Origin of the sequence: Pseudoduganella rivuli, assembly GCF_009674485.1 — a bacterium.
Classification (GTDB): domain Bacteria; phylum Pseudomonadota; class Gammaproteobacteria; order Burkholderiales; family Burkholderiaceae_D; genus Rugamonas; species Rugamonas rivuli_B.
Genome location: NZ_WKJJ01000031.1, coordinates 16,204 through 31,185 on the forward strand (window position 1 = coordinate 16,204; position 14,982 = coordinate 31,185).

The 14,982-nt window shown below is 63.7% G+C and carries 15 protein-coding genes; 11 read left to right on the forward strand and 4 right to left on the reverse strand.

The window, feature by feature from the left end; genetic code table 11:
• Window positions 1–8 precede the first annotated feature (8 nt).
• From GJ700_RS32040 to GJ700_RS32060, 5 genes are all read left to right on the forward strand, one after another.
• Window positions 9–302: a DnaJ domain-containing protein gene (locus GJ700_RS32040; RefSeq protein WP_154381777.1), complete on the forward strand. Its 294-nt coding sequence runs from the start codon at window positions 9–11 to the stop codon at window positions 300–302.
• A gap of 87 nt (window positions 303–389) precedes the next feature.
• Window positions 390–896 (forward strand): hypothetical protein, encoded by a 507-nt coding sequence (locus GJ700_RS32045; RefSeq protein WP_154381779.1) that lies wholly within the window; start codon window positions 390–392, stop codon window positions 894–896.
• Window positions 896–1,672, forward strand: coding sequence for a hypothetical protein (locus GJ700_RS32050; RefSeq protein ID WP_154381781.1), 777 nt, complete (start codon window positions 896–898; stop codon window positions 1,670–1,672). Before GJ700_RS32045 ends, GJ700_RS32050 begins: the two co-directional genes overlap by 1 nt.
• Window positions 1,672–2,544, forward strand: coding sequence for a hypothetical protein (locus GJ700_RS32055; protein WP_154381783.1), 873 nt, complete (start codon window positions 1,672–1,674; stop codon window positions 2,542–2,544). Before GJ700_RS32050 ends, GJ700_RS32055 begins: the two co-directional genes overlap by 1 nt.
• Window positions 2,545–2,549: 5 nt before the next feature.
• The gene (locus GJ700_RS32060; protein WP_154381785.1) at window positions 2,550–3,449 is read left to right on the forward strand and encodes a hypothetical protein; all 900 of its coding nucleotides are present in this window, start codon (window positions 2,550–2,552) and stop codon (window positions 3,447–3,449) included.
• A 9-nt stretch (window positions 3,450–3,458) separates the two neighbouring features.
• On the opposite strand, the gene GJ700_RS32065 is transcribed toward GJ700_RS32060, so the two are convergent.
• The gene (locus GJ700_RS32065) at window positions 3,459–4,364 is read right to left on the reverse strand and encodes a LysR substrate-binding domain-containing protein (RefSeq protein ID WP_154381787.1); all 906 of its coding nucleotides are present in this window, start codon (window positions 4,362–4,364) and stop codon (window positions 3,459–3,461) included.
• Between the two features lie 96 nt (window positions 4,365–4,460).
• Here GJ700_RS32065 and GJ700_RS32070 point away from each other — a divergent pair, with 96 nt between their 5' ends.
• Complete coding sequence (locus tag GJ700_RS32070; RefSeq protein WP_229507369.1) at window positions 4,461–5,681, forward strand: MFS transporter; 1,221 nt, start codon at window positions 4,461–4,463, stop codon at window positions 5,679–5,681.
• A 4-nt stretch (window positions 5,682–5,685) separates the two neighbouring features.
• Here the strand turns inward: GJ700_RS32070 and GJ700_RS32075 are convergent, their stop codons facing one another.
• Window positions 5,686–6,375 (reverse strand): hypothetical protein, encoded by a 690-nt coding sequence (locus GJ700_RS32075; RefSeq protein ID WP_154381791.1) that lies wholly within the window; start codon window positions 6,373–6,375, stop codon window positions 5,686–5,688.
• Window positions 6,376–6,539: 164 nt separating this feature from the next.
• Between GJ700_RS32075 and GJ700_RS32080 the strand changes: the two genes are divergently transcribed.
• On the forward strand, window positions 6,540–6,860 hold the full coding sequence (locus GJ700_RS32080) for a hypothetical protein (protein ID WP_154381793.1): 321 nt from the start codon (window positions 6,540–6,542) through the stop codon (window positions 6,858–6,860).
• A 50-nt stretch (window positions 6,861–6,910) separates the two neighbouring features.
• Here GJ700_RS32080 and GJ700_RS32085 read toward each other — a convergent pair whose 3' ends face one another.
• Entirely contained in the window at window positions 6,911–8,146 is a 1,236-nt protein-coding gene (locus GJ700_RS32085; RefSeq protein WP_154381795.1) for a CaiB/BaiF CoA transferase family protein, read from the reverse strand.
• Window positions 8,147–8,247: 101 nt separating this feature from the next.
• Between GJ700_RS32085 and ugpQ the strand changes: the two genes are divergently transcribed.
• Window positions 8,248–9,006: a glycerophosphodiester phosphodiesterase gene (gene ugpQ, locus GJ700_RS32090; RefSeq protein WP_154381797.1), complete on the forward strand. Its 759-nt coding sequence runs from the start codon at window positions 8,248–8,250 to the stop codon at window positions 9,004–9,006.
• Window positions 9,007–9,010: 4 nt separating this feature from the next.
• On the opposite strand, the gene GJ700_RS32095 is transcribed toward ugpQ, so the two are convergent.
• A complete protein-coding gene (locus GJ700_RS32095; RefSeq protein ID WP_154381799.1) occupies window positions 9,011–10,708 on the reverse strand; it encodes a methyl-accepting chemotaxis protein in 1,698 nt (565 codons plus the stop codon).
• Window positions 10,709–10,926: 218 nt separating this feature from the next.
• Here GJ700_RS32095 and alaS point away from each other — a divergent pair, with 218 nt between their 5' ends.
• The 3 genes from alaS to GJ700_RS32110 all read left to right on the forward strand — a co-directional run bounded on the left by alaS (window position 10,927) and on the right by GJ700_RS32110 (window position 14,949).
• Entirely contained in the window at window positions 10,927–13,536 is a 2,610-nt protein-coding gene (alaS, locus tag GJ700_RS32100; RefSeq protein ID WP_154381801.1) for an alanine--tRNA ligase, read from the forward strand.
• A 198-nt stretch (window positions 13,537–13,734) separates the two neighbouring features.
• On the forward strand, window positions 13,735–13,962 hold the full coding sequence (locus tag GJ700_RS32105; RefSeq protein ID WP_154381876.1) for a sulfurtransferase TusA family protein: 228 nt from the start codon (window positions 13,735–13,737) through the stop codon (window positions 13,960–13,962).
• Between the two features lie 237 nt (window positions 13,963–14,199).
• Complete coding sequence (locus tag GJ700_RS32110) at window positions 14,200–14,949, forward strand: electron transfer flavoprotein subunit beta/FixA family protein (protein ID WP_154381803.1); 750 nt, start codon at window positions 14,200–14,202, stop codon at window positions 14,947–14,949.
• Window positions 14,950–14,982: the final 33 nt, after the last annotated feature.

Below are 14,982 nucleotides of genomic sequence, written 5' to 3' on the forward strand. Positions count from 1 at the left end.
GCTTCCTTATGGAAAATTACTATCTCGTGCTCGGTGTCGCGCCCAACGCCTCAGACGAGGAAATCAAGAAGGTTTACCGTTCACTGGCGATGCGCTACCACCCGGACCGCAACCCGGAACCTGGCGCGGACGTGCGCTTCAAAGGCATCGCCAAGGCATATGAAGTGCTGTCGGACCCCGATAAACGGGCCGAACATGACCAGAGCCTGAACCACCGCATCATCATCGACCCGGAAGCGGAAGCGTACCAGTTGTGGCGCGGCGTGTTCGGCTTGCATGGCGTGACGATCCCGGTCGCATAAGCAGATACACCGATGGCAGGACGAGCAGGTGGCTTCCGCGGCGCGGAAGCCACCGGTACCGCCAATCAATATTGAAAGAGCAACAAAATGAGAAGAGTCCACCCTGAATTCGCCTATCAGGCGCGCGAACTGGAAGGCCAGATCGAAGGCATCCTGGGCGATCCGCCCGACCGCAAGAATTACAAGATGATGCTCGATGCGCTGGTGTCCGAATACGCCGCGGGCGGCGGTATCGAAGACGTCAACATGATGGCGTTCGCGCTGGTCGATCACATCCGGTTCGACAATCCGAAAGCCATGGTGGCCGAAGCGCAGGATTACGAAGATGGCGACCCGGCCCGCGTGTTCTCGCTGGCGTCGTGCCCGGACGGCGTGGCGGCAAAGATGTATGCTGCAATAGAAGAAAACTTCCCGGAAATCGGCCGCCAGGCCGTCATCACGGCGTTCCTGCACAAGCATCCGCGCATGTGGGACGACGACGATGTTTCGCTGGACCAACTGGCTGCAGGCGATGAAGGCGACGATGAATTTGACGACGAGGGCGAAGTGACTGACGACTTCGCGAACATGTTTGACCAGGAAGGAGACCATTAATGTCCGACAAAAATCTGCCAGCCATCAGCAAGCAGGTAACGGAACTGGTGCTGGCCGGCTCGCTGAGCCACGCGGAACAGGCTTTTGCCGACGCGGCCGACCAGTTCGGCGATTACGCGGTGGCCGAAGTGCTGTCGACCATCCCGCCGCAGGTGACGGCGCTGCACATGGCGGGCTTTGACGGCGGCAAGCTGTCGCTGACGACGTTATTAGTGCCACCGAAGGCGTGGGCCGACAGCCTGGCGTTCTTTGCCGCGACGTTCCAGGACGACTTGATCGAAGACGACCCGGAGCGCCTGGCCGAGCAATTGTTTGCGCACATCCACGGCGTGGTGTTTTCCACGGAAGACCAGGAACGCCGCGAAGAATTGCTGCGCGAAGCGTCCGCCACCGACCATGGCTGCACCGCGTTTGCCGTGCTGTTCTCGCTGGCGCCCAAGGAAATCCTGGAACTGGCCGGCGAAATCATTTCCAAGGGCCCGTATGTCAGCGCGCAAACCACGTCCGACAACGACGTCGTGCCGCTGGCGCTGGAACTGGCGAAAGCGTCGGAAGATGGCTGGGACCGCGCCCTGTTCGAACTGTTCCCGGACTTCCGCCACAGCGCCGACCTGGCCGACGCGGAATTTTCCGACGACCCCGACGAGGAACCGAAATTCCTGCAACGCACCACCCGTGAATTGCTGTACCGCCTGCGCAAGCAAGTACCAAGCACGCGCAGTGCGCCGAAAGCGGCCAGCGGCCGCCGCAGCATGGGCACGGGGATCTTCTCCTGATGCTGCCCGCACTCGTCAAGGAAAGCCTGCCGCGGCTTACGCGCGCAATCAAGCTGTTGCCGGGCGATCCCCGCCCGGATGCGGCCTTTATCCTGGCCGACGAACTGACCGGCATCACGGCCATGGTGGCGGAAAAATTCACCAACGAACGCACGGCCGACGGCATCCAGCGCGCGCTGCACCTGACGGTGGGCGGCGTGTCGCTGGGGCTGGAATCCGTGCTGACGGTGGATTCGGACGCGGCGGCGCTCGACTTCCTCATCGATAACGGCGCGGAAGCCGCGTTCCAGGCGGGCTTCCGGCAAATCAAGGACCTGGCGCAAATGCCGGAAGATACGCTGGTGGGCGAATACGACAACGACCCCGTGTATGCGCAGCGCCGCTTGCGCGACTTGTTCGTCGACATTTGCCTGGCCGATCCGAACCAGAACTGGTCCGGTCCGGAACGCTTCGAAACGCAACTGAAGCAGCGCAAGGAAGTGCAAGCCATCGTGCGCCTGGCCGGCTGGCTGCGCCGCCACCATGACGGCGGCGCCGTCAACGACAGCGACTTGAATGCGGAAGGCGTGATTGCGCTGGCCATCATTTTTGCCGTCGAGGGCGGCGGCCGCATCGTGGCGCGCACCGGGCAGAAAGAGTTCGAACGCTTCGTCAAGGCGGTCCGCAAGAACAAGCCGGATTACGAAGAGGGATGGGCCGCGCTGGTGGCCAAGGTGCCGGCGCAGCACCACCCGGTACTGTTGCAGCGCATCGAGTCGTACCGCACCACGTGCACGGTGCTGCAAAACATCCGGGGCCGCACGGCCATGAAAACGCTGTTTGCGGAACTGGAAAACTATGCCGGTTCCGAGCTGGACGCGGACTACGACTGACCGGCATGAAGGCCAGCGCCTGTGTCCCCAGCCCCGCACGCCGCAAGGTGCTGCGATGGGGCGCGGGAACGCTGGCGCTGGCGGCCTGTCCCTTGCTGCCGGCGCAGGCGCCCGCGCACGTGCCGGCGGTGGTGCGCTGCCCCCGCGTCGACAACGATATCGACCAGGTTTGCAAGGAGATGCTGCACCTGGCGCTGGACCATGCATCCGGCGCGTATACGGTGCAGCCGTGGCCCATGCGGGTCGAGCGCAACCGCGCCCTGCATGAACTGGCGCGCGGGCAATATCTCGACGTGGCGTGGGCCGTCACCAGCCGCGAGCGGGAAGCGGCGCTGCTGCCGGTCCGCATTCCGCTGGACCGGGGCTTGAGCGGCTGCCGTATCGCGCTGGTGCCGCGCGCCGACGCCGAGCGCTTTGCCGCGGTCACGCGGTTGGCGGACCTGGCGCGGTTCCGGGCCGGATCGGGTTTCGACTGGGCGGAAACCGCCGTGTTGCGCGCCAACGGCTTGCCCGTCGTCACCGGCAACCATACCGCCAGCCTGCCCGCCATGCTGGCGGCGCGCCGCTTCGATTACTTTCCCCGTCCGTTGCGGCAAGCGTGGGTGGAGGCGCAGCACTATGCGAAGCTGGGGCTGGTGGTGGAGCCGCATCTTGCGCTGCATTTTCCCTCCGCGCTGTATTTCTTCGTCCACCCGGCCAATGGGGCGCTGGCGGCCGTGCTGGAGCAGGGCTTGCGCAAGGCGATCGATGACGGCGCTTTCGAGCGGCTGTTCATGGCGCAGCACGGCCCCTACCTGCAGCGCGCCGGCCTGGCGCGGCGGCGCATCTTCACCCTCGACAATCCGGGGCTGACGCCGGAAACGCCGCTGGCTGAACGCGAGCTGTGGTATTTGCCGCCGTTGTGACGCGGCCGGTCATGCGGCGCCGGTGTGCCGAGCCGCCGCCGTGGCCAGCCCGATGAAGGCTTCCACCAGCGGGCTGGCGTCATCCCTGCGCTGCGCCAGCAGCAGCGCGGTGGTGGCGGCGCTGTCGGCCAGCGGGCGGTAAGCGACACCGGTCATGCGGATGCGGTCGAACGGCTGCGGCAGGACGCTGACGCCCAGCCCGGCCGCCACCAGCCCGATGATGGTGGACGCTTCGCCCGCTTCCATCGCGATGTGCGGCACGAATCCGGCGCTGCGGCACAGGCGGAAAATCTGGTGGTAAATCCCGGTGCCGGCTTCCTTCGGGTACATCACGAACGGCATGCCCTGCAAATCGGCGACACGGATCTTGCGGTGCCGCGCCAGCGGCGCATCGGCCGGCAGGATCAGCACCAGCGGATCTTCGCGCAGCATGGTCAGCGCGATGGCATCCGGCAGCGCCACTTCCGGTGGCCGCACGAATCCCAGGTCCAGCTTGCGCCCTTCGATGGCGTCCAGCTGGTGCAGGGTGGCCATTTCATGCAAGGTCAGCGCCACGTGCGGATACAGTTGCCGGTACTGGCGGATCACTTGCGCAAACAGGGGCGTGAACGGGGTGGAAAACGTGAACCCCACGCGCAATTCGCCCGCTTCGCCGCGCGCCGCCCGCCGCGCCGTGACGACTGCCTGTTCCGACTGGGCCAGGATCTGGCGCGCGTCGGCCAGGAACAGCTTGCCCGCTTCCGTCAGCCGCACCCAGCGCTTGTTGCGTTCCAGCAGGCGCGCGCCCACTTCCAGTTCCAGCGCCTGGATTTGCTGGCTCAGCGGCGGCTGGCCGATGTGCAGCCGTTCGGCCGCCCGCGTAAAGCTCAGCTCTTCGGCGACGGCAATGAAATAACGGAGGTGGCGCAATTCCATATATCGTTTTTAAATATTACTGACGCCTGAAATATATATTGGACAGTATTACAGGGCAATCCTACCATGGGGCCATTGTTTGTCGCAGGAGGCCCCATGGCCATCGCCGCCGGTACACCCGCATTCACCCGCTCCACCCGCGCCATGTTCCTGGGCGGGTTTTCCACCTTTGCCCTGCTGTATTGCGTGCAGCCGCTGATGCCGGTGCTGGGACACGAATATGCGCTGACGCCGGCGCAGAGCAGCCTGGTGCTGGCGGCGTCGACGGCCGCGCTGGCGCTGGCGCTGGTGGTGTCGACCGTGGTGTCGGCGCGGCTGGGACGTACGCCGCTGATGGTGGGCGCGATGGTCGTGGCGGCCATTCTTACTTTGTTGAGCCCGCTGGCGCACAACTATGGCCAGCTGGTGGCGCTGCGTGCCATGACCGGGCTGGCGCTGGGCGGCATGCCGGCCATTGCCATGGTGTACCTGTCTGAAGAAATGGAAGCCGGTTCGCTGGGCGCGGCGATGGGCGTGTACATCAGCGGCGGCGCCTTTGGCGGCATGGCGGGACGGATGCTGACGTCCGTGCTGTGCGATATGTATTCGTGGCGCGTGGCGATGGCGGCGCTGGGCGTGGCGGGCTTGCTCGCCGCGTGGGAATTCTGGCGCAGCCTGCCGCGTTCGCGCCACTTCACCCGCGGCGCCATTCACTGGAGCGGCGCATGGCAGGGCTGGTCGCTGCACTTGCGCGATGACGGCATGCGGTTGCTGTTTGCGCTGGCGTTCGTGCTGATGGGGTGCATGGTCAGCGCGTACAGCTATATCGCATTCCGCCTGCAAAGCGCGCCGTACGGCTTGCGCCAGAGCGTGACGGGGCTGGTGTCGTTCCTGTACGTGCTGGGTATCTTCAGTTCCGTGTGGGCGGGACGGCTGGTCGACCGCCTGGGCCGCCGCAACGTGCTGTGGAAAATCATGGCGCTGATGCTGGGCGGCTTGCTGCTGACGCTGGCGTCGTCGCTGCCGCTGATCTTGCTGGGCATGGCGGTCTTCACGTTTGCCTTCTTTGCCGGGCACTCGATTGCCAGCAGCTGGGTGGGACGCCGCGCGCAAGCGCTGAGCCGTCCGCAGGCGGGGCTGGCGTCCGGGCTGTACCTGTTCTTTTACTACCTGGGTTCCAGCGTGGTGGCGTGGACCACGGGCTTGCTGTGGTCGCGTGGCGGCTGGACCGGCGTGGTGGCGCTGCTGGGCGCCTGCCTGTGCGGCGGACTGTTGATTGCGTTGCGGCTGCGCCAGCTGGAGCCGGTGGCGGAAGCGGCGCCCGCCATCGCCGCGTAAGCCATTACTTTTCGCGCGGACACGTCATCAGCTTGTAGTCGTATTTGGCTTCCAGGCTGGGGTCGGGTTTGTAGAAGCAGTAGGTCCCCATTGCGGTGCGGATTTTATACATGCGCATGCGGCCTTCCGGCACGGACAGCTCGCGGATCTCCGGGGCGCTGAACCACTTGGGCGGCACCGCTTCGCCTGCATCCTGGAACGCCCGTTCCAGTCCCGCCTGCAAGGTATCCGTGGGCCGCACCAGCCTGGCCAGCTTGCCTCCCCTTAGCTCATGATCCGCCTTGCCCGCGCCCCAGTCGCGGCGGTGCAGCAGCGCGTCAGTGGCGGCGGCTGGCGGGGCGTTGGCGAGGTCGAACGGGTCGGCAGGGGAGGATGGTGCCGTTGTTGCTGCCGGGGCGGAGGGCGCCGCGGTTTCCCTGCTGATCGGTTCCGCGCGGGTTCCGGCCGTGGCGGGCGGCACTGCCGGGCGCGGCGGCTGTGCCACGGGCGCTGCCCGGCCGGCATCGGGCACGGGCTTTTTTGATGCTGGCGGCGCGAGTGGCAACAGCCACTGGATCGGCTCCACCAGCTTGCCTTCCTGCGGCGGCACGGCGCGGAAACGCTGCGCCAGCAGCGCGCTGAACAGTGCGGCATGCAGCACGGCCATGACCAGCATCGCAAAGGGATTCAGCCGGGGTGGAGAGGAAAAAGTCATGCAGGAAATGTAACGTTGCCTGTGCGAATTTCTTATAAGTTTCACAAATTCTTACAACGGTGGCGTATTGCGCCGGCTCAAACAAGCGAACGCAACTGAATCAGCGGCGGACGGTCAGATGCATTCCAGGCACGCCGTGCCTGCCAACGACCAAGGAGAGCGCCATGCAGCAACAGCTGAAGCAACGTTTTGACCGGGTGGAACGGGCCATCGGAGAAGCATCGCAAGCATGTTCCGCCGAGAGGAATTTGCCAGGGGAATTACGCGATTGCATACACAAGCTGGACCGGCAGGCGGACAAAGTGCAGCAGGAGGCGGCGGTGCTCGATGCCGCCGCGTTGGGCCGGATGGTGGAAGAGCTGGGCGTGCTGGGTGAACGGGCGCGCCGCGTGTGCATCAACGTGCCGACGTTGACCGCGCAAATGAAAAGCGCGGTGTTGCACGTGCATGAAGAGTTACAGGAGTTGAAGCGCGATCTGCATTGACCGTGTCTTGACGGTCTCAGGGCGCCTGTGGCGGCGCCCTGTTCCCTGCATCAGATGGCGCCTTTGCCCTTCAATTCGCCGATCTGTTCATCGCTGCGTCCCAATACTTCCCGCAACACTTGCTCCGTATGCTGCCCCAGCAGCGGCGGCGCCGTGCCGCCATCGGCCGGTGTGGCCGACAGCCGCATCGGGCTGCGCACCAGCTTGACGTGGCCTGCGGTCGGGTGCGGCGCTTCCACCACCATGCCGCGCGCCTGCACTTGCGGGTTGCGGTAGACGTCGTGCAGATCATTGATCGGGCCGCACGGCACGCCGACCGCTTCCAGTTTATCGATCCACCAGTCGCGCGCCTGCCGCAGCACCATGTCCGCCAGGATCGGCACCAGCTCGTCCCGGTTTTCCACCCGCAGGCGGTTGGTGGCGTAGCGTTCGTGCTGCGCCAGGTCGGGGCGGCCGCCTGCTTCGACGAACTTCTGGTATTGGCCATCGTTGCCGGTGGCGACGATGATGTAGCCGTCGCTGCAGGCAAAGGTCTGGTACGGCACGATGTTCGGGTGCGCATTGCCCCAGCGCTTGGGCGCCTTGCCGCTGTTGAGGTAATTGCTGCCCTGGTTGGCCAGCATCGCCACCTGCACGTCGAGCAGCGCCATGTCGATGTACTGGCCTTCGCCGGTGCGGTCGCGGTGGATCAGCGCGGCCTGGATGGCGATGGTGGCGTACATGCCCGTCATCAGGTCCGTCAGGGCCACGCCGGCTTTTTGCGGGCCGCCGCCCGGCAAGTCGTCGCGCTCGCCCGTGACGGACATCAGGCCGCCCATGCCCTGGATCAGGAAGTCGTAGCCGGCGCGGTGCGCATACGGGCCATCCTGGCCGAAACCCGTGACGGAACAATAGACCAGGTCCGGTTTCACGGCTTTCAGCGATTCGTAATCGAGGCCATAGCGCTTCAGCTGGCCGACCTTGTAGTTTTCCAGCACCACGTCCGAGTGCGCGGCCAGTTCGCGGATCAGTTGCTGGCCTTCCGCGCTGGCGATGTCCACCGTGACGGAGCGCTTGCCCCGGTTGGCGGACAGGTAATACGCCGCTTCCGTGGTGTCCTGGCCCTGGCTGTCTTTTGCATAGGGCGGGCCCCAGGCGCGCGTGTCGTCGCCTGCGCCGGGGCGTTCGATCTTGATCACGTCGGCGCCCAGGTCCGCCAGGTTTTGCGAACACCATGGTCCCGCCAGCACGCGCGACAGGTCCAGCACGCGGATATGTCCCAGCGCTTTCGGTGTCATTGCTGTCATTGCCTTTGCCTCGAAGAGTCGTAGAGACCGCCAGATTAGCCGGTTGTGTTAAGGTTGGAAATCACGGGTGCGACATGCATTTTCATAAATAAGAGGTAACTATGCCCTGGATATATCCCCGGGTCCTGGCCCATCGCGGCGGCGGCAAGCTGGCCCCGGAAAACACCATCGCGGCGCTGCGCTGCGGCCTGGCGTACGGCTTCCGCGCCGTGGAATTCGACGTGATGCTGTCGAAGGACGGCGTCGGCGTCATCATGCACGACCCGGAGTTCGGCCGCACGGTGGCGGGGCAGGGCAGTGTGGCGCGCACCGCCGCGTCGGACCTGGTGCGCAAGGACGCGGGCAGCTGGTTCGGCGCGGAATTTACCGGCGAACCGGTGCCCCTGTTCACGGAGTTCGTCGATTATTGCCGTTCGCAGCGCATCTGGATGAATATTGAAATCAAGCCGGCGCCCGGTTTCGACGACGAGACGGGGCGCTGGGTGGCGCAAAAAACGCGCGCCCGCTTCATCGAGGAAGTGCGTGCGGGCGACCTGGCCGCCGTGCCGCTGCTGTCGTCGTTTTCCATGGCGGCGCTGGCCGCCGCGCGCGACGCGGCGCCGGACGTGCCGCGCGCCTGCCTGTTCGACACCGTGCCCGCCGACTGGCGCGAACAGGCGCAGGCGTTGCAGGCGGTGGCGATCCATACCAACCACAAGCACCTGACGCCGGAACTGGCGCGCGACATCCGGCAGGCGGGCTATGGCTTGTTTTGCTATACCGTCAATGACCCGGAGCGGGCGCGCACCATCCTGGACTGGGGCGTCGATGGTTTTTGCACGGACCGTATCGACCTGATCGGCCCGGGCTTCGCTGATTGAAACGTCAAAAGCGCACGTAATTCGATTCGTCCGGTTCCCAGTTATTGGCGCTGTCCGGCACCGGCGCCAGCTTGCCCCGTTTCGGCTGGTAGCGCTTGGTGGGGGCGCCTTTGGGCGGTGGCGGACGGTGCGCGGCGCGGGCCGGCTCTTGCTGCGTCACCTTGAAAAAACCCATGGTGCGCTGCAAGTCTTCCGCCTGTACGCTCATTTCCTCGGCGGTGGCTGCCAGTTGTTCCGATCCCGCCGCGTTTTGCTGGGTGGCCTGGCTCAACTGGTTCAGCGCGGTATTGATCTGGCTGACGCCGGTCGACTGTTCGTCGGACGCGGCGGAAATTTCCTGCACCAGTCCCGAGGTTTTCTGGATATTCGGCACCATCTGGCTCAGCAGGTGGCCGGCCCGTTCCGCCAGTTCCACGCTGCTGCCCGCCACTTCGCCGATTTCCGCCGCCGCCACCTGGCTGCGTTCGGCCAGCTTGCGCACTTCGGCCGCCACCACGGCAAAGCCCTTGCCATGTTCACCGGCGCGGGCCGCTTCGATGGCGGCGTTCAGCGCCAGCAAATTGGTTTGATAGGCAATGTCGTCGATGATGAGGATTTTCCGGGCGATCTGGCGCATCGCGTCCACCGTGCTGGACACGGCGGCGCCGCCCTCGACGGCCTCGCCGGCGGCCTTGCTGGCCATGCCGTCCGTGACGCGGGCATTTTCCGTGTTTTGCGAAATCGAGGCCGTCATTTGCTCGACCGAGGCGCTGGTTTCTTCCACGCTGGCTGCCTGCTCGGTGGCCGCCTGCGACAGCGATTGCGCCGTGCTGCTGACTTGTTCGGATGCACTGGCCAGCGCATCGGCGCTGGAATTGACATTCCCGACGACGCCGGCCAGCCGCTCGACCATGGATTTCATCGCGTACAGCAGGCTGCCGCGGTCGTCCGGGTGGGTATTGATCTGCACCGTCAAATCGCCGCCCGCCACCCGGGTCACGATCTCGGCCGCGTAGCGGGGATCGCCGCCCAGCTGGCGCAAGGTGGAAAACATGATGGCCAGCGACAGGCCGGTGACGGCAATGCCGGCCACGGCAAAGACGATGGCCATGGTGTGCTGCGCGGCATCCATGTCGGTGTGCGCGGCGGTCACCGCATCGGTGGCGATTTTCATGTTGAGGTCGACCACCTTGTCCAGTGCGAGGCTGACTTTTTCCACGTGGGGGCCCACGTCGGCAACCGCGTGGCGGAACTGTTCCCACGCGGCCTTGTCGGTACTGCCTTCAGGCAGTGCGGCCAGCCGCTCGGCCGCCGCGACGACGCGCTCGCCCAACGCCTTGCGCGGCTCCCACGCGGACAGGAAATCCTTGTACAGCGCCGCTTCTTCCGGCGTTTGCGGCAGGGGATCGTAGATCTTGCGGCCGGCTTCGACTTCCGCGAACCCGGCCCGCATGGCGGAGACTTCGGCGCCGATTTTAGAGGAAGCCTTCGGATCGTCGGCATGGCGGAACACCGACACGGCGCCGATGCGGATCGCGCGGTTGCCCAGCTTGATCTTGTTCAGCCCTTGCAGCGACGGCATGCGCACTTCGGCCACTTCGGTAAAGGACGCTGCCGCGCTGCGCATGCCGAACAGGCCGGCGCCGCCGACCAGCGCGATCCCGGTGATCGCCATGGCCAGCAAGAACAGCAGTTTGGTGCGGATATGAAGGGTGTTCAGCATGACGCTCTCCAGGTCAATACTGCGGCGGGTGGGGTTTCAGTATAGGGAAGCTTGGCGCGGTGCGGCGCAACGTCTTGTAATTGTTGCATCATCGCAACGATGGGCAGTGGCGCCATATATGGAATCAGCACCGGGCCTGTGCCGCCGGCCCTGATTTGCGGCAGGCATATACCGTATAATCAACCCTTTGCACCAGCAGCCAACTTACCGATTACGACATGAAATCATCTGAAATCCGCGAGAAGTTCCTTAAATTCTTCGAATCCAAGGGTCATACGATCGTCCGTTCCAGCTCGCTGGTGCCAGGCAACGACCCGACCCTGCTGTTGACCAACTCCGGCATGGTGCAGTTCAAGGATGTGTTCCTGGGCCAGGATACGCGCCCGTACACCCGCGCCACCACCGTGCAGCGCTGCGTGCGCGCCGGCGGCAAGCACAACGACCTGGAAAACGTCGGCTACACGGCGCGCCACCATACGTTCTTTGAAATGCTGGGCAACTTCAGCTTCGGCGATTACTTCAAGCGCGACGCGATCAACTATGCGTGGGAATTGCTGACCAAGGTGTACATGCTGCCGGCTGAAAAGCTGACCGTGACCGTCTACATCGAGGATGACGAAGCGTACGATATCTGGGCCAATGAAATCGGCGTGCCGAAAGAACGCATCATCCGCATCGGCGACAACAAGGGTTCGCGTTACGCATCGGATAACTTCTGGCAAATGGCCGACACCGGTCCATGCGGTCCGTGCACGGAAATCTTTTACGACCACGGCGCCGACATCTGGGGTGGTCCTCCGGGCTCGGCCGAGGAAGACGGCGACCGCTTCATTGAAATCTGGAACCTGGTGTTCATGCAGTTCAACCGCGACGAAGCGGGCGTCATGCACAAGCTGCCGAAGCCTTGCGTCGACACCGGCATGGGCATGGAGCGCCTGGCCGCCGTGCTGCAGCACGTGCATTCGAACTATGAAATCGACCTGTTCCAGAACCTGATCAAGGCCGCCGCCCGCGAAACCGGCGCGACCGACCTGGAAAACAAATCGCTGCGCGTGATTGCCGACCACATCCGCGCCGCCTCGTTCCTGATCGTCGACGGCATCATCCCGGGTCCGGAAAGCCACGGCTACGTGCTGCGCCGTATCATCCGCCGCGCGCTGCGCCACGGCCACAAGCTGGGCCAGACCAAGGCGTTCTTCTACAAGCTGGTGGAAGACTTGAACATCGAGATGGGCCAGGCGTATCCGGAACTGGCGGAAGCCAAGGACCGCGTGGCGCAAACCCTGAAGGCTGAAGAAGAGCGTTTCGGCGAAACGCTGGAACATGGCATGAAGATCCTGGAAGCGCAGCTGGCCAAGGATCCGAAAAACCTCGACGGCGCCACCGCCTTCCTGCTGTACGACACCTATGGCTTCCCGCTGGACTTGACGGCCGATATCTGCCGCGAGCGCGAAATCACGCTGGACGAAGCCGGCTTCGCCGCCGCGATGGAAGAGCAGCGCAATAACTCGCGCAAGGGCGGCAAGGGCCAGATGGCCGTTGGCGTCGAATACACGGGCGAGAAGAACAAGTTCGTCGGCTACGACCAACTGCTGCACACGTCGAAAGTCGTGGCGCTGTACGCGAACGGCGCGCCAGTGCAGGAATTGCAGGCGGGCCAGCAGGGCATCGTGGTGCTGGACGTCACGCCGTTCTACGCTGAATCCGGCGGCCAGGTGGGCGACCAGGGTGTGATCCAGTCCGCCGGCGCGAAATTCACCGTGGCCGACACGCTGAAGGTCAAGGCCGACGTGTTTGGCCACCATGGCGTGGTGGCGTCCGGCACGCTGAAAGTCGGCGACGCGGTGGGCGCGGAAGTCGACCAGCACCTGCGCGGCCGCACCATCCGTAACCACTCGGCGACCCACCTGATGCACAAAGCCCTGCGCGAAGTGCTGGGTGCGCACGTGGCGCAGAAGGGTTCGCTGGTTGACCCGGACAAGGCCCGTTTCGACTTCTCGCACCATGGTCCGCTGACGGCCGAGGAAATCGCCAGGGTGGAAGCCATCGTCAATGCGGAAATCCTGGCCAATGCGCAGACCCAGTCGCACAACATGTCGTTCGACGACGCCGTCAAGCATGGCGCGATGGCGCTGTTCGGCGAAAAGTATGGCGACGAAGTGCGCGTGATGGACATCGGCTCGTCGAAAGAGCTGTGCGGCGGCGTGCACGTGCACAGCACGGGCGACATCGGCCTGTTCAAGATCGTGTCGGAAGGCGGCGTGGCGGCAGGTATCCGCCGCGTGGAAGCCGTGACGGGCGAGGGCGCGCTGGCGCTGGTGCAATCGATGGCGAAGAAGCTGAACGAAGCGTCCGCCGCGCTGAAAACCAACCCGGATGAACTGACCGCGAAAATCGTCCAGGTGCAGGACCACGTGAAAGCGCTGGAGAAAGAACTGGCGGCGCTGAAGTCCAAGCTGGCTTCCGGCCAGGGTGACGAACTGGCCACCCAGGCGGTCGACATCAAGGGCGTGAAAGTGCTGGCCGCGACGCTGGAAGGCGCCGACGTGGCGCGCCTGCGCGAAACCATGGACAAGCTGAAAGACAAGCTGAAAACCGCCGCCATTGTGCTGGCCAGCGTGGCCGACGGCAAAGTCAGCCTGATCGCCGGCGTGACGCCGGATGCAACGGGCAAGGTCAAGGCCGGTGAACTGGTGAACTTCGTTGCCCAGCAAGTGGGCGGCAAAGGCGGCGGCCGTCCAGATATGGCCCAGGCAGGCGGTACCGATGCTGCGGCGCTGCCAGGCGCTTTGGCTGGTGTGGCAGGCTGGGTCGAGCAGCGCGTTTAAGTTGTAAAGCTAGCAAACATGCGGTTTGTGCAGGTGCACAAGCCGCATGTCAAGGTCTCGCTCGTTGTGTGCTTGCAACGCACTAGCAACTATTTTGGTGCACCGCGTCAAAAATGGTGAATTGGAGTAGACTGTGATTTATCAGCACAACTTCTGAGCGGGATAGTGATGAGTGACACTCTGGTTGATACCGAAATCATGGAATTTCAAAAAGAACTCGATGCACGCGGGCTGAATTGCCCGCTGCCGATTCTGAAAGCAAAAAAGGCGCTGGCTGAGCTGCAAAGTGGCGAAATTTTGCGCATTATGGCTACCGATCCCGGCTCGGTGCGCGATTTCCAGGCCTTTGCCAAGCAGACCGGCAACACGCTGTTGTCGCATGCGCAGTACGGCATGGAATTCGTCTTCCTCATGCAGCGCAAATAACCGCAGGATCACTTGATTCAATATCCCCGCCCGGGCCGCCCAGCGGTGGCCTACCACCCGCAGTAACTCCGCAGAAATCCAGTGACGAAATGATGCGTAAAATTTTTTTAGATGGATTACACTAACAAAAAAACGCACGATCGTGCTTAAATTCTGCTTGCCGCTGGAATATCTTTTATAATCTAGCCCACATTTTAGTCAGTAATATCTTTATTAAATTTTCCCAAAGGCACAGCTATGAAAGTCTTGGTACCCGTCAAACGCGTGGTCGACTATAACGTCAAGGTACGCGTCAAGTCCGACGGCACTGGCGTCGATATCGCCAACGTGAAAATGTCGATGAACCCGTTCGATGAGATCGCTTTGGAAGAGGCGACCCGTCTGAAAGAAGCGGGCAAAGTGACCGAAGTGGTGGCCGTATCGGCCGGCGTAGCCCAGTGCCAGGAAACCCTGCGCACCGGTATGGCGATTGGCGCCGACCGTGGCATCCTGGTGGAAACCACCACCGAGCTGGAGCCGCTGGCTGTGGCCAAGCTGCTGAAAGCGCTGGCTGACAAAGAGCAGCCGCAACTGATTATCTTGGGCAAACAAGCCATTGACGACGATTCCAACCAGACCGGCCAGATGCTGGCTGCGCTGCTGGGCTGGCCACAAGCCACCTTCGCATCGAAAGTGGTGCTGGAAGACGGCAAGGCTGTCGTGACCCGTGAAGTGGACGGCGGCCTGGAAACCCTGTCGCTGACCCTGCCAGCGATCATCACCACCGACCTGCGCCTGAACGAGCCGCGTTATGTGACCTTGCCGAACATCATGAAGGCCAAGAAAAAACCGCTGGAAACCGTCAAGCCGGAAGACCTGGGCGTCGACGTGACCCCGCGCCTGAAAACCCTGAAAGTGGCCGAGCCTGCCAAGCGCTCCGCTGGCATCAAAGTGCCGGACGTGGCGACGCTGGTTGCCAAGCTGCGCACCGAAGCCAAGGTCATCTAAGACCGCTCGTTCATACTCTTCAAGGAATTCATC